This is a genomic window from Staphylococcus sp. HMSC14C01 (genome assembly GCF_001808085.1).
GTDB classification, from domain to species: domain Bacteria; phylum Bacillota; class Bacilli; order Staphylococcales; family Staphylococcaceae; genus Staphylococcus; species Staphylococcus hominis.
Genome location: NZ_KV792037.1, coordinates 44,272 through 59,899 on the forward strand (window position 1 = coordinate 44,272; position 15,628 = coordinate 59,899).

The following is a 15,628-nucleotide window of genomic DNA, read 5'->3' on the forward strand; positions in this document are numbered from 1 at the left end:
AATAATTTTAAACTTTTTGTTTTATATAACAAAAGCCAAAAATCATATCATTTTTGGCTTCTTTTTAATAAGTCTGTCTATATCAATTTTAATGTTAAATATAAACCTAGTAAGGTCATGAATAAAACTGGAAGGGTAATAACGATACCTGTTTTAAAATAGGTGCCCCATGATATTTTAATTCCTTTTTGAGCTAAAACATGAAGCCATAACAATGTAGCTAAAGAACCAATCGGTGTAATTTTAGGTCCTAAATCTGAACCTATTACGTTAGCATATATCATTCCCTCTTTGAGTACATCAGTAACTGCTGATTGATGAATGGCAATCGCATCAATGAGTACGGTAGGTAAATTATTCATTATTGAAGAGAGTATAGCTGAGATAAAACCAACACCCATAATACTAGTAAATAAACCTTGATGCGCGATATTTGAAAATATATGACCTAACACATGAGTGATTCCCACGTTTTTCAAACCAAAGACAACTAAGTACATTCCCAGTGAAAATATAACAATATTCCATGGTGCGCCTTTTACAACTTTTCTAACTGGAACAGCATTCGATTTCGCCGCTAAAATAAGAAAAATAAGAGCAATACTACCTGCAATAATAGAGACAGGCACACGAACAAACTCACTCATCATATAACCTATAAGTAATAAAACTAATACGAACCACGATATACGGAATAATGAAGCATCTTTAATAACTAATTGAGGTGCCTTCATTTTTTTATATCCACTTGCTTTGGCATTGCCTTTTTAAAATAAAGACACAATACAATAATACTTGCGATTAATGAAAATATATTTGGAAGTATCATACGACTTAAATATTCTACAAATCCAATATTAAAATAATCTGCTGAAACAATATTTACTAAATTACTCACTGTAAACGGTAAAGATGTAGTATCCGCAATAAAACCACTGGCGATAATAAATGGAAATATCATCTTTTCTTTGAAACCTAAGTGACGTACCATTGCTAATACTATAGGAGTGAGAATAAGTGCTGCCCCATCATTCGCAAAAAATGCTGCTACTATCGCTCCAAGTATCATAATGAAAATAAACATCTTTCGTCCATCGCCTTGAGATGCCTTTACCATATGAAGTGCTGCCCATTCAAAAAAGCCAATTTCATCTAAAATAAGTGAAATAAGAATAATAGCCACAAATGTTAGCGTTGCATTCCATACTATACTCGTCACTTCCATAACATCTGACCATCCTACTACGCCCGTCAGAAGTGCTACAACTGCACCAATTACAGCAGTAATCGAAATATCTAATCCTTTGGGTTGCCAAATTACAAAAATTAATGTGAGTACAAAAATGGTAATGGCTAAAAAAGTCATCATCTATCATCACCACTTTTATGCTTTAAATACTGCCATGTATCCCTAGAAAAATGAAATGTTGTATTTTTATATTTCATTTGCTCCGAACCTCCTACAATCTTATTCATCGTATCATAATAAAAAGAAAAACGTTGTAAAATGTCTTAATTTAAACATCTCACAACGTTTTATTAACAATTCATTTATTTTTCTTCTTTTACCACTTTTCCATTTTCATCTAATTTTTGAATTTTTCCGTGTTTCATTCTATATGTACCTAGAATCTCGCCTTTTTTGTTACGATAGTTCACAATCCAGTTACCATTATGATCTGTCATTTTGACATCATCCCATAAATAACCTGATTTTTTTAATTCTACGTCATCAAAATCAGAAATTAATTGATACACTTCGTTACGATAACGCGTATTTACACTACCAGATTTTTCTAAATCATTTGAAGCTAACGGATTCCCATTATCATTAGCACTATCAGGTAACGAGTTTGAAATATGCATTTTACTTATAAGTTCTGGTAAAGCTTTATTATCTTTATTATGTTTATATACTTCTTCTAAACTAGCTTCTTTTCCTTTATCAAGTAAATCGTTATAATCCAATGTACCTTTTTGCATACGTCCTACATAAACTGTATCTTTATTAACTCCAATTAGCGCTTGATAGGTACTTTTATCTGGATAAACCGTAAAGAACTGCATATGTTTTGGTGCATGTTTTACTGGTTGTTTCACTTTAACTAATGTAAAATCAACTAATTTATAATTATGTTTGCCCGTAGGTAATCTATATTCATAAATTCCAGTTAGAATTTCATTTTTAGTCAATGTATATTGATCGACACCATCAATACAGAATGCTAATGCTAATCGTTTTTTCGTTGATAATTTAGACGTATTGGTTAATGACGTTTCATCTTTTTTATCTGATTCGTTCTTTTTAGCTTTTTGAACGTTATTTTGATTTGATTTTGATTTATTATCTTCTTTTGAAGATTCATGCGTACTACAAGCAGCTAATAACATCATCATGATACTACCCAAAAATAAAAATTTTTTCATCTATTGGCCCCTCATACATTCTTCTTATTTTACTAATATACTATACATTATTTATACATTATTTGAAGGGGAAGATAAATATAAATTTTGTTAAAATACCACTTTTTTTCATAAAAGTTGCGTCTTATATAATTAAAAAACTATGTTACACTGTGTACAATGTTTCATTATTGTTTATAGTAATTAAAATTTAAAGGAGTTTAAGCATGAAAAAATTCTCTGCAGTCCTAATGACAAGCGCTTTATTACTTTCAGCTTGCTCACATAGTAATGATGAAAATGAAAATAATACTAAACAAACATCTCAAACTAATAAAAGTGATGACAATCAACAAAAACATAAAAAAGTTATTAAAGAGGGTCGTACATATATCGATGGTATTTTAATTGTAAATAAAAATATAGGTCTTCCTTCAAATTATAATCCTGGTGAAGATCCAAAAGCCCAACAAGCCTTACAACAATTATTTAGTGCTGCACAAAAAGAGGGTATTAACTTATACAAAATGAGTGGCTACAGAAGTTATCCTACTCAAGTTCAACTATACAATCGTTATGCTGCACGCGATGGTAAAAAAGCTGCAGATAAATATAGCGCACGTCCTGGCTACTCAGAACATCAAACAGGTCTTACATTTGACATCGGTGGCGTTAATTCAGATAAAAACTTATATGCAAGTTTCGGAAAAACAAAAGAAGGTCAATGGATTGCGAAAAACGCACATAAATACGGCTTTATCGTGAGATATCCTAAAGGAAAAGAAAAAATTACTGGTTATCAATACGAACCATGGCATTTACGTTATTTAGGAAAAGATACTGCAACCAAAGTATATCAATCTGGTAAAACTTTAGAAGAATATGTAGGATTAAAATAACTTCGCCACACATATTATTAGTCAATTAAAAACCATGAGTGAGAATACTCCTACTCATGGTTGTTTTAATATTAACTTCATTGTTTCACGTCAAACATCATATTTTATCTATTTTTACTATCCAACCAATCAATGATATCTCTAAAAATACTTTGATTATATGACGACTCATTGAAAATTTCATGTTGTAAATTTTCATAAATATACAGAGACTTTTTCTTAGAAGCAATTTCATTATATAAATCGATAGAATCTTTATAGCTTACGAGACCATCTTCTTTACCATGTAAGATGAGTACTGGATCTATAAAATGGCTTGGATGTTCTTTTAGATAGGCAATACCATCCATCAGGGTAAATATGAGGCCTATAGAAATCTCTTTAGCGACTAAATCATCATCTCTATATTTTTGGATAATTTCTTCGTCAGAACAAACACCGTCTTCCAGTTCATTTTTGACATATGTATCTGCTGAAATATTTTTATCTGGCTCTCCGAATGTACGTTTATTATAGCGCGTTAGTGCGCCAGAAGTAATAATGCCATCTACTTTATTAGGGTATTTGGTACCAAATAAAGTTACCGCGTAACCTCCCATACTATGTCCGATTAAAAATACTCTTCCACTATAATTCTCCTTAGTGTAGTTAATTATCCTATCCAAGTCATCAATGATTTCATCCACATGACTATAAAATACTCTCTTACCTTCAGAACGCCCATGACCACGTTGATCAAAACGAACGACATTATAATGATGCTCATTTAAAAACGCGACCAATTCATCATAACGGTCTAGATGCTCTGCAAGACCATGTGCAATTATAATATTTGCTTTACTTTCTTTAACTTCATTAACCTTTGTATAGAGTTTAGTTCCATCTTTTGATTCTAAATATTTTATATAATTCATTTCTATCATCCCTTTTATTTACCTTTACTCGTATCTACCCTTCGTTAATTAGAATAAACACATATAAAACCTCTTAATATTCTTATTTCGTTTGATGGTTTTCCTCTTATTTTTCCCATAATAACATCACTATGCATCAAAACTTTCTAAAAAACCCATAACTCTATACTCTTAATATATAAAAAGCGTGCTAGTCTTTCCAAAATAATCTCTTTAAGACTGCACGCTCACTTAATTACTTAATTATTGTATTTTCTTTTTCATGAATCATTTGAATTATTTCATTATTTTCGTTCATAATCGCTACTTTAGGTGCATGATCGATTAATTCACGTTCGTCCAACTGTACATAAGTCATAATAATAACAATATCATCTACTTCTACTAAGCGAGATGCAGCACCATTGAGACAAATTTTTCCACTACCACGTTCACCCGCAATCACATATGTTTCGAAACGTGCTCCATTATTATTGTTTACAATAGCAACCTTTTCATTTGGAAGAATATCAACCGCATCTAAAATATCGGCATCGATCGTAATACTTCCTACATAATTTAAATTGGATTCTGTGACACGTGCTCTATGAATTTTACTATTCATCATTGTTCTAATCATTTTCTCTATTTACTCCCTAAAATAATATTATCTATTAAACGTGCTTTAGAAAATTTCACAGCTAAAGCGATAAAAATTTGCCCATTTATTTCATTAACAACTTCAAGTTCAGGATAACTATAAATTGCGACTTCGTCGATATGACCGCTTGTATGTTCTTGTAAGTATGTTTTTATTGCACCTACAAGCATATGACTTCGACGTTCACCTTCTTCATACATATCTTTTGCTAATGTTAAACTTTTACTTAAATGAACCGCTTCTTTACGTTCTTCATCAGTTAAATACACATTCCGAGAACTACGCGCCAGTCCATCGTCTTCACGTACTATATCGACGCCGACAATTTCAATAGGATGATTAAAATCTTTTACCATTTTCTCAATAATTGCTAATTGTTGTGCATCTTTTTTACCAAAATAGGCTTTATTAGGACTTACGATATTAAATAATTTATTAACTACTGTAACGACACCATCAAAATGTCCAGGACGTTGTGGGCCTTCTAAGACTTCCCCTAGACGTCCCACCTTTAATGTGATGCCTAATTCATCTGGATACATCTCTTCAACGGAAGGATGGAATACATAATCGACATGAATAGCTTTAACTAAAGAAACATCCTTATCAATTTGGCGAGGATATGCATCATAATCTTCATTAGGTCCAAATTGTAATGGGTTTACAAATACACTAATGACTGTCACATCGTTTTCTTCAACTGAACGTCGCATCATACTTAAATGTCCTTCATGAAGCGCACCCATTGTTGGAATGAAACCTATTGATTGACCAGACGCTTTTATGCGTTGTGCGATTGTTTGCATCTCTTTTACAGTATTAATTACTTGTGTCATTTTTATTAACCTCATCTAATACTTTTTTCTTATACGTATGTGCTTCTGCAGGAAATGCTCCTGCTTTCACTTCTTTATCATATTGCTTCATACCATCAATGCCTACAGATAAATCTGCAAACTGTTTTACGAATTTAGCATAACGTTCTACGCCATAATTTAACATATCGTGATACACCAATACTTGTCCGTCTGTATCTTTACCTGCCCCAATACCAATAACTGGAATGTCTAATTGTTTACTAATTAATCCAGCTAAGTCACTTGGAATAGCTTCTAATACTAACGCCACTGCACCTGCTTCTTGAACGGCATGTGCATCACGAATAAGTTGTTCTGCTGCGTCTTTTGTACCACCTTGTAACTTGTAACCCATAACACCGACACTTTGTGGCATTAAACCAAGATGTGCAACAATTGGAATACCCATTTGTGTCGATTTTTTAATGAAGTCAGTTAAATGGGCACCTTCTGCTTTTAATGCATTCGCATTGGTTTGTTGATATAACGTTATCGCATGATTTAAATCATGTTCCGCACTTACGCCTACCGCTCCGATAGGTAAGTCTACAACGATAAATGTATCATCGGCGCCTCGACGAACAGCTTTACCATGATGAATCATATCATCTAAAGTAACTTGAGTGGTTGTATCATAACCTAAAACTGTCATTCCTAGCGAATCACCAACTAGAATCATATCAATATTGGCTTGTTGCGCTTGTTTTGCACTTGGATAATCGTATGCTGTAACCATTGAAATTTTTGTACCATTTTGCTTCATTTCCATAAGTTTTGACAAATTTTTCATTATTTTATCGATCTCCTATAACATTATCTCAATAATATCACGTATAATTATATGTAATATTTTAAAGAAAGGAAAGTTATAAATGCGTATTGCGATTATTGGACCAGGCGCTGTAGGTACGACGATTGCCTACGAATTACAACAAGTATTACCTCATATCACATTACTTGGAAGAACAAATAAGTCCATTCACTTTCAACCTGCAAATCAACATGTCATTGTTAAAGATATTAAGTCTATGACTAACTCCTTCGATGTGATTATCGTGGCAGTCAAAACGCATCAACTTGAATCTTTAGTTCCAGACTTAAACCGTCTTACTCATGAGGAGACAACGATTATTTTAGCTCAAAATGGATATGGTTTACGTTCAACTTTACCATTTAAATATGTCTACCAAGCTGTGGTCTATATTAGTGGGCAGAAAAAAGACGATGAAGTAATCCATTTCAGAGATTACCGTTTGCATATTCAGCATGATCGTCGTACTGAACAACTTAAACACTATTTAGAACATACTAAAATAGAACTTATATTAGAAGATCACATAGAAACAACGATTTGGTATAAATTACTTGTCAATCTTGGTATTAATTCGATTACTGCTTTAGGTGGCAACACTGCACAAATTTTAAAAATTTCAGAAGTCTATCAATTATGCACACGCTTATTAGAAGAAGGTAAACAAGTCGCTATGGCAGAAGGTATTACATTACCCGACACGATTGTTGAAGATATTATGCATATCTATGCTGGTTATCCAGATCATATGGGGACAAGTATGTATTATGATGTTATAAATCATCAGCCCCTTGAAGTAGAAGCAATTCAAGGTTTTATTTACCGTAAGGCTAGAACACATCACCTCTCTACGCCATCGTTAGATACAGTTTATGCATTATTACGGTCTCACCATTCTTTATCCATTCAATATTAATGTTAAAATCAATGTTTAACTATTAATATTTTGTCAAATTATATAGTAACAAACTCTATTACAAGCTATATAATTATTTTTGAAAAATTTTTCACTTTAATAAAAGGGAGATATATCTTTGGATAAAGCAACACGTATACTTAATATTTTGACATTATTATTAAATGGTCATGTTGTCACTCAAGAAGACTTAGATCGCTTTACAAATGTCAGCAAAAAATCTATTCAACGTGATATTAATACAATTAATACATTTTTTTATGAAAGTCATTTTTGGAGAAGCAATCATACTAAAATTGTCTATAATTATCAATTAGGTGGTTATGAACTCACCCATGATACTACGAACAAACAAAGTCTTGGTGTACTAAGTTTACTCATTAAGTTACAAAGTCTCACACCTATTCTTCATTACGATATTTACAAATTTTTCTTACATGCGATGTCGTCTGTCAGAATAGAAGATAAACATATTTTGATGACGATGTTACATCAATTCAAAGTACGTGATGATTTACTTCCTGGAAAAATATTAATGGACCTTCAAAAAGCAATCGTCAATAAACATAGAGTGCGTATTGAAGTAGATCATAACAAAATGACTATTAAACCATTATCTATTTTGTATATGCATTATGATTATTGGTTTACTTACGAATTTCAACATAAAATACATACCGTTTCTTTGAAATCGATACAATCCTTACACGTTCTAGATACAAAATTTTCTAAAGACTTCGCGAATAATGCAGTATTATTTGAAACGAGTACAACCATTTGGAATCAATTTAAACAACAATTTTCAATTAAAGAGATTGTTTCACGTAATGAAGACACCATTTTGGCATGGGTAAATTGCACACGGTTTGATGCTTATTACATTGCTTATCAACTTGCTCCTTTAGCAAAAATTATCGCTCCGGAATCATATATCGATAGTTTTATTGACCGTTTAGATGAAATTAAACGTACTTACACAGAAAACAACAGCTGACCATTAAAATCAGCTGTTGCTTTTTATTAATCAATTGGATCTCCGTGTTCATCATATTTTGTCACTATACCGTCAGAAGTAACGATATATGAGCCAACTAAATCTCCATTTTTATCTAAAATTGAGAAGCCCCAATCTCCGTTTTCATCTTGTTCTGGTTCTTTATATGTGTACGTCTCTGTATCTAATTGATGACCTTCATAATCTTCTACCTTATCAATGACGTTTGCACGTGTTACCTTTTCAGTAGATGAAGATTCGTCAGAATCAGTATTTAACGATCTTTGACTTCCTGCAAATACTATTTGTTTTGCTATTTCTTCATAATCAGAATTATTATATTTATCATATAATGTACTTACATCCAATTCTTTACCGTTATCTCTTAATTGTTGATAGTTTGCATCGTATTGTGTACCTGCCACGAGTACTTTATCGTTACTTACTCCAATAACTGTTACAAAAGCTCCTCTCGAAGGAGATGCGCTGTAAAATACCATTCCAGATGGTGAACCATTAATAGGATAATCCATAGAAGCTAGTTTGTATGTATCAATATTTTTATGAATTTTACTCACATTTCCTTGTTCAAGATAACTATGATTTCTTAATTCATTTGCGTTAATAGCATAATCTGACACTGAAGGATCATTTAAAGCTAACGCTACTTTTTCAGCTTGAGATAAGTTGTCGACATTACTATTTGTTTTATTTTCTTGTTGATTGTTATCATTTGAACTTTTATTACTATCTTGTTGGGTATTATTGTTATCATTATCTGAAGTGTTTTTATTTGATGATTGGTTACTTTGTGATGTCGTATGTTCTGATTTTTCACTAGAATTATTGAGCCCAATCATATCTCCTAAATCACAACCTGCAAGTAAAGTTGTCGCCGTTATAGCGCCGATAGCTAAGTAATGTTTCTTCATTTGTTTCGCTCCTTTTAAAATAAAAAAATATATACCTTAACTTACAATATTAAACAGACACTGTATGTCGTTATGAAAAAGTACACACTTCATTATCTAAAGCATGTACTTTTTATATTAATTACTTAATATGTTGACGTACGAAACGACCAGCATATCCTTTAAACGATTCGCCACCAGACATTTCTTGTTTAGCATAAGCATCCGTTGAACCACCCATTAAGTTATATCCATATGTTCTTAAGCCATACATTTTTGTAAATGTACTATTTAACATTGGTGAGCCTGAAGCACCTGATCTAAAAATATCTTTCGTTTGAATCTCTGTACCATTTGTTGAGAATTGAGTTACACGAAGTTTATTAAAATACGCTTTTGTGTTGTCGTTATATTGCCATGGATATCCTAATGAATAAAGTGGCGAATTGAATTTCAATTGTTTAATCTCTGAATCCGTTGCAATTTTAACTGGTTTCACATATTTAGACATATTTTGTTTTGTGTGAACCACTGCAATATCATATTGTGGTACTTTAATCACTTCTGTTGCTTGGAAAACATATGGCATACGACTTCCATCACGATTCATTTGAAATTTAATATATTTCGGAGCCGCTGCACGACCATATTGATCATCGATAACATGTGCATTGGTTACAAATGTATGTGCCCCAATCACTGTTCCTGTTCCCATAGAATCTTGCTTTCTTACAGATGCATCGCGAGAGCCTTTTTTCCAGCCATTTAAATTAGATACACGGCCAATCGCCTTTAAATTATTTTGTGAGGCATTTGGATAGCGTTGGATTGAAATACTGCTGTTACTAATTTTTTTCGCTTTTAAATACGCTTGATATGATCCTCTTTGTATCCCGTCATAATAATAGTTGGTTTCTACAGCTTTAGCCTCTTGATGTTGGGCAGAATATCCTAGTACACTGGCACCAATAACGACACTCGCTACTAATGATTTACCAAATTTAGATTTTAGCATTAATTTGTCCCCTGCTTTCTTCCATTTAAAAATGAATTGGTTTTATGTTTAAAATAAAATATGTACATCAATATTATAAAACAAACAAAGGACAGTATGCGTCTTTTTTATAAAACAATTTATTTTTAACTTTAATGTACATTTATAAATTATTTACATAAAAAATATTTTTCTTTACAAACTTCAAAATATATAGTATAGTATTAAAGTAAAATTATGGAGGGATACTCAAGCCTGGCTTAAGAGGCTAACCATTTTATGGTTAGTAGGAGCTTTTAGCTCGCGTTGGTTCAAATCCTTCTCCCTCCGCTATCTAAGAAACCTAAGATTAAATTCTTAGGTTTCTTTTTATTTCATATTTTATATATAAAACACTCTTATTTATTTTTCCCATTTATAAGAGTACAATAGTTAAGTTGCGAAATGACGATACACCATATTCATATATCGGAGTGAAAAAAATGGACTTTTGGTCATCTAAAAAAGGAAAAATGCTAGAAATATCAATACTTGGCATACTAACTATCTTCGGCATTGGTTCACAATATTTTTCAAATTTGGCTTATAGTTTAAATCAAGGTATTTTACAAACATCATTTGGTATAGGTTCTCAATATCTCATTATACCTTCTGTGATTGCTAACTTTGCCTTTGCACTTGGCGTGCCACTTGGACATACATTGACACACAAATTCGGGTTTAGACGTAATTTTTTATTCTTTGTAACTCTATTTTTAATCGGCTCGATTATTGGGCTTTTTTCCTTCGACTTAATTATTTTATCTATTGCTAAAGGGTTACAAAGTTTAAGTACCGGCGTCTTATTCTTCACACTTTTACCAAAACTCTTTCTCAATTTCCCTAAACAATACCGCAATGTATTCTTATTAATGGTTATTGTAGGTTTATTTGGCGCAAATGCATTGGGAGGTCTATCAGGTAGTCTATCTTTAGAATTAGATCGTTGGCATTGGATCTTTATTATTAATATTATTTCAGCTATCTTATGTCTTATTTTAGGTTCAATATTCTTAACAAAAGAAGAATATCAACATTCTGAACCTATTCATATTAGTCGTCCTATGATTATTTCATTAGTTCTTAGTACGATTGCTCTTACGCTACCGATGGGGATGCTTACACAAAAAGGGTACGGGTCTCTCTGGGTCTGGCCTATCCTAATTATAGCAATTTTATTCATTGTAAATTTTGTAGTCTTTAATCATGAAGCAAAACATCCATTTGTTCACTTTAAAACGTTATTAACAAAGAAACCACTTGTTGGTGCAACAATGGCTATATCTTCACATTTAGCCTTATTATGTGGTATTGCAGGAATTAATGTGTATATAATTAGAATCTTAAAATTACCTTTCACTATATCTTTACACTTTTATTTATTCTTTTTCATAGGTGTCATTGTGACAGGATTGATTAAAATGTTTATCTATAGTGCAGTAGGAGCTGGTGTTTTAGGCACATTAGGCTCATCAGCGTTACTTTATGTCAGTGTTCATTGGATGATTTTACATGATATCGTAAATATTCATTTACTTTACATTCAAGGTTTCCTACTTGGTTTTGGTGCAAGTATGACACTTGTAAGTGGTGCTATGGCAACATTATTAGATGGCGATTTACTTCAAGCTGGTCAGCGTTCTCAAACGATGCACACAATACGTAACTACGCGGCAGCATTTCTTGTTCCAGTGATTGCCTATCTGATTAAATATAATATTCAAAAAGGAACACAATCTGTTTATACAGAAAATATTACAAACACTTCAATTTATATTAAGCGTATAAAAGATATTGCTATTGATGCTGATCATAAAGTATTTCTACTAATGATTATTTTCAATTCGATTATGTTAGTATCATCGATTATTCAAATGTCTCTTGGAAAAGGGAGACGTATTACACCACCTCGTTCGCCTAAAAACCCCGAGTTACATTTGAATACACACAAGTAATGATTTTTAAGGAACAGTTTACTTTATTAGGGTTTCGCTCCTTAGTTTACGATGTTATTACACATTTCAATTTCATATACTCTTAAAATGTATATTTACTCTATGTAATTGTGACAGATTATTGACAACGCTTTCATATAGCGTTACTATCTATTTACATTCAATAGACAACGTTGATGGTTAAATCTCGTATGTAGCTCTGTTCTACATACGACAATTTTTCATCACATTTGTAAACGCTTTCTAAATTGTCGGTTAAGAAAGGATGGTTACTTTGGAAAATATTAAAGCGATATTTAGTAAACTTTTTGGATTTATTCCACGTTCAATAATTAATATTTTTATTTAATCTATATATTTTATAACAAAAAACAATTAATAGAGGTGCTATTTATGAAAAAAAGTGAAAACAGATACAGTATTCGTAAATTCAGTGTGGGTGCATCATCCATTTTAGTAGCAACATTGCTATTTATGGGAGGCGGTGCTGCACAGGCAGCAGAAACACATCAGGAAGAGGGAAATCCTGAATCAGCTGTAGCACAATCTATTGGGGATAATAAAAAACAATCTGATAATCAAGAAACACAACAAGACAATGTTCAATCTGACGAACAAGCTACTTCTACATCTCAATCAGTAACTAATGAAAATGAAACACAACGCTTACATAATGAAAATAAAACTTCAACTCAAGTTAAAGATGATACTGATCAATTAAACACTAATGAAGAAACAATTGAACATAACCTAACTGATCAAACTATTAAACATCAATCAAATCAATCTGAAGACGCATTAACTAAAGAAACTCCTTCAGATGAATCACAATCATCTTCAACAAAAGAGAGCAAAGCGTTTTCTGAGCAATCTCAAAATAATACTAAAGACACAATTCAAAAAGACACAATCACTTCAGATAAAAAAGATAACACAACTGAAACGTCAACTACTAAAAATCAATCTCACTCTTCAGAAAACGTGACAAATGAAAGTCCGACAGAAGAGAAAACAACAACTCATGACCATTCAACAACTCAAACAACGACTGCTGAAACCAACACATCATCTACAAAAGACAATACTTCAAAAACAACTGACAGTCATTCAACAAAAACATCTCAGTCAACACCTCTAACAGAGAGTAAAGAATTAACACCATCAAAAACTCAACAAGATTCAAATGTAAATCAGGATGCAATAAAAAATAATGATGTAGAGGCGCCGTCTACTGGAAAAACAAATGATACTGTAGACACAACTGAAACACAACAAACAGTGACAGCTAAACAACCAACAGATTCTACTACACCTACAGAGAATACTTTAAACACTAAAGATGAAGCGATCTCAATTGATGGTACAACAAATGAAACTATTGGAAATAAAGATGCTAAAGATCAAAAAAATTCACAAGCCGGCATAGAGACATTAGCTAACAATGGAGTAGCAACAACAAATAATACATCTCAACAACAAGGTACAACAGAAACAAAAGATCAAACTAATAAAGTTGCTAAACAAGGTCAATACAAAAACCAAGACCCAATTATTCTTGTTCATGGTTTTAATGGATTTACAGATGATATTAATCCTAATGTTTTATCACATTATTGGGGTGGCGATAAATTAAACATTCGTCAAGACTTAGAACAAAATGGTTATAACGCTTATGAAGCAAGTATCAGTGCGTTTGGTAGTAACTATGATCGTGCTGTTGAACTTTATTACTATATTAAAGGTGGTACTGTAGATTATGGTGCTGCACATGCAGAAAGATATGGTCATGAACGCTATGGTAAAACATACGAAGGTGTTTATAAAGATTGGCAACCTGGTCAAAAAGTGCATCTAGTTGGTCATAGTATGGGAGGCCAAACTGTTCGTCAATTAGAAGAATTATTAAGAAATGGTAGTCAAGAAGAAATTGAATACCAAAAAGAACACGGAGGCGACATTTCTCCATTATTCCAAGGTAATCATGATAATATGGTTTCTTCAATCACAACACTAGGCACACCACATAATGGTACACATGCCTCTGATAAAATAGGTAATGAAGCCATCGTTCGTCAAATCGCCTTTGATTTAGGTAAGCGACTAGGCAATAAAAACTCTCGAGTAGACTTCGGTCTGTCTCAATGGGGTCTAAAACAACAACCTGATGAATCTTATTTATCATACCTTTCACGTACTAAAACATCTAAGTTATGGCAAACGAAAGATAATGCTCTATACGATTTAACACGTGATGGCGCGACGGATCTTAATCGCAAAACGTCACTTAATCCAAATATTGTTTATAAAACATATACAGGCGAAGCAACACACCCTACATTATTTGGTAAATATAAAGCAGATTACAATCTCTTCTTACCATTCACAGTTACTGCTAATGTCATTGGTAAAGCTACTGAAAAAGAATGGAGAGAAAATGATGGTCTTGTCTCTGTTATTTCATCTCAACATCCTTTCAATCAAGCTTATACAGAAGCAACAGATACAAATCAAAAAGGCATTTGGCAAGTAACACCTACTAAACATGACTGGGATCATGTCGACTTTGTGGGTCAAGATAGTACAGATACAAAACGTACACGAGAAGAATTACAACAGTTTTGGTATGATTTAGCTGATGATTTAGTTCAAACAGAAGCGCTAACGTCAACTAACGAAGCTTAATATCATTTTTATGGAAAGGTGGTTGTCTAATGTCTGGTGATTTCTTTCAATTACTTGGTTCTTTCTTCAGAATAGTTAAAGCATTATTTTTCTAATTTAATATAAATAAAAGCACCTCCAAATGAGATGAAGACATTTTCACTCGTTAGGAAGTGCTTTTTATTATGTAAAATTTAGAAGAAAATGATGTTATAAAGTGTGGTAAGTTTTTCAATCTAGTTAGGTGAATGTACATCTACATTATTATCGTTTGACGAGAATGCTTCTTCATTTGCTGAAAGGATTACTTTTTTTGCGTGATTTGATTCTTTGACTTCATGACGTAATTCACTGTTCAAGCCTAATAAATTATTGGCTTGAGTTTCTTCACTATTGTAATCTTCCAATCCATTCACAATTTCAGTTGCTAAATATTCACATGCATCTTGATTTTCAACTTCAACTTTTTCATTAATTATTGATCCAATGACTTCAATTAAGTCACATTTTTGAATTTGAATATCAATCATTTTTTCTACTCCCTTAAACTGTCATTAAACCTTTTGCTAGGCTTTCTAGTTTATTACCCTGTTTCGAGAAAAAATACACAAAATCGTCACTGTCGAAAAAC

Annotated in this window: 13 protein-coding genes, 1 tRNA gene and 1 pseudogene; 6 read left to right on the plus strand and 9 right to left on the minus strand. The window is 32.2% G+C overall.

Annotation, left to right across the window (positions count from 1 at the left end):
- Window positions 1-77 precede the first annotated feature (77 nt).
- Window positions 78-1,366 (minus strand): annotated as a pseudogene (gene arsB, locus HMPREF3131_RS06135) (arsenite efflux transporter membrane subunit ArsB).
- Window positions 1,367-1,551: 185 nt separating this feature from the next.
- Window positions 1,552-2,427: a hypothetical protein gene (locus tag HMPREF3131_RS06140; RefSeq protein WP_070436546.1), complete on the minus strand. Its 876-nt coding sequence runs from the start codon at window positions 2,425-2,427 to the stop codon at window positions 1,552-1,554.
- A gap of 206 nt (window positions 2,428-2,633) precedes the next feature.
- On the opposite strand from HMPREF3131_RS06140, the gene HMPREF3131_RS06145 reads away from it, so the two are divergent.
- Window positions 2,634-3,305, plus strand: coding sequence for a M15 family metallopeptidase (locus HMPREF3131_RS06145; protein WP_017174744.1), 672 nt, complete (start codon window positions 2,634-2,636; stop codon window positions 3,303-3,305).
- 104 nt (window positions 3,306-3,409) lie between these two features.
- Here HMPREF3131_RS06145 and HMPREF3131_RS06150 read toward each other — a convergent pair whose 3' ends face one another.
- The 4 genes from HMPREF3131_RS06150 to panB all read right to left on the minus strand — a co-directional run bounded on the left by HMPREF3131_RS06150 (window position 3,410) and on the right by panB (window position 6,506).
- Window positions 3,410-4,219, minus strand: coding sequence for an alpha/beta hydrolase (locus HMPREF3131_RS06150; protein WP_049416069.1), 810 nt, complete (start codon window positions 4,217-4,219; stop codon window positions 3,410-3,412).
- Between the two features lie 235 nt (window positions 4,220-4,454).
- Window positions 4,455-4,838 carry an aspartate 1-decarboxylase gene (panD, locus tag HMPREF3131_RS06155; RefSeq protein WP_002449536.1) on the minus strand — a complete coding sequence of 128 codons (384 nt, stop codon included), beginning with the start codon at window positions 4,836-4,838 and terminating at the stop codon, window positions 4,455-4,457.
- 5 nt (window positions 4,839-4,843) lie between these two features.
- Window positions 4,844-5,695 (minus strand): pantoate--beta-alanine ligase, encoded by an 852-nt coding sequence (panC, locus tag HMPREF3131_RS06160; protein WP_070436547.1) that lies wholly within the window; start codon window positions 5,693-5,695, stop codon window positions 4,844-4,846.
- Window positions 5,679-6,506, minus strand: coding sequence for a 3-methyl-2-oxobutanoate hydroxymethyltransferase (gene panB, locus HMPREF3131_RS06165; protein WP_017174741.1), 828 nt, complete (start codon window positions 6,504-6,506; stop codon window positions 5,679-5,681). Before panB ends, panC begins: the two co-directional genes overlap by 17 nt.
- An 82-nt stretch (window positions 6,507-6,588) precedes the next feature.
- Here panB and HMPREF3131_RS06170 point away from each other — a divergent pair, with 82 nt between their 5' ends.
- Window positions 6,589-7,443 (plus strand): oxidoreductase, encoded by an 855-nt coding sequence (locus tag HMPREF3131_RS06170; RefSeq protein WP_070436548.1) that lies wholly within the window; start codon window positions 6,589-6,591, stop codon window positions 7,441-7,443.
- Window positions 7,444-7,561: 118 nt separating this feature from the next.
- Complete coding sequence (locus HMPREF3131_RS06175; protein WP_070436549.1) at window positions 7,562-8,437, plus strand: HTH domain-containing protein; 876 nt, start codon at window positions 7,562-7,564, stop codon at window positions 8,435-8,437.
- A gap of 26 nt (window positions 8,438-8,463) precedes the next feature.
- Here the strand turns inward: HMPREF3131_RS06175 and HMPREF3131_RS06180 are convergent, their stop codons facing one another.
- Window positions 8,464-9,369 carry a hypothetical protein gene (locus HMPREF3131_RS06180; RefSeq protein WP_017174738.1) on the minus strand — a complete coding sequence of 302 codons (906 nt, stop codon included), beginning with the start codon at window positions 9,367-9,369 and terminating at the stop codon, window positions 8,464-8,466.
- A gap of 121 nt (window positions 9,370-9,490) precedes the next feature.
- Window positions 9,491-10,363 (minus strand): trypsin-like serine peptidase, encoded by an 873-nt coding sequence (locus HMPREF3131_RS06185; protein WP_048761071.1) that lies wholly within the window; start codon window positions 10,361-10,363, stop codon window positions 9,491-9,493.
- Window positions 10,364-10,581: 218 nt separating this feature from the next.
- On the opposite strand from HMPREF3131_RS06185, the gene HMPREF3131_RS06190 reads away from it, so the two are divergent.
- From HMPREF3131_RS06190 to lip, 3 genes are all read left to right on the plus strand, one after another.
- A tRNA-Lys gene (locus tag HMPREF3131_RS06190) sits at window positions 10,582-10,672 on the plus strand.
- A gap of 152 nt (window positions 10,673-10,824) precedes the next feature.
- Window positions 10,825-12,336, plus strand: a complete 1,512-nt coding sequence (locus tag HMPREF3131_RS06195) for an MFS transporter (protein WP_048761068.1) — start codon at window positions 10,825-10,827, stop codon at window positions 12,334-12,336.
- A 393-nt stretch (window positions 12,337-12,729) separates the two neighbouring features.
- Window positions 12,730-15,018: a YSIRK-targeted triacylglycerol lipase gene (gene lip, locus HMPREF3131_RS06200; protein ID WP_070436550.1), complete on the plus strand. Its 2,289-nt coding sequence runs from the start codon at window positions 12,730-12,732 to the stop codon at window positions 15,016-15,018.
- Between the two features lie 215 nt (window positions 15,019-15,233).
- On the opposite strand, the gene HMPREF3131_RS06205 is transcribed toward lip, so the two are convergent.
- A complete protein-coding gene (locus HMPREF3131_RS06205) occupies window positions 15,234-15,527 on the minus strand; it encodes a hypothetical protein (RefSeq protein ID WP_019835036.1) in 294 nt (97 codons plus the stop codon).
- Window positions 15,528-15,628: the final 101 nt, after the last annotated feature.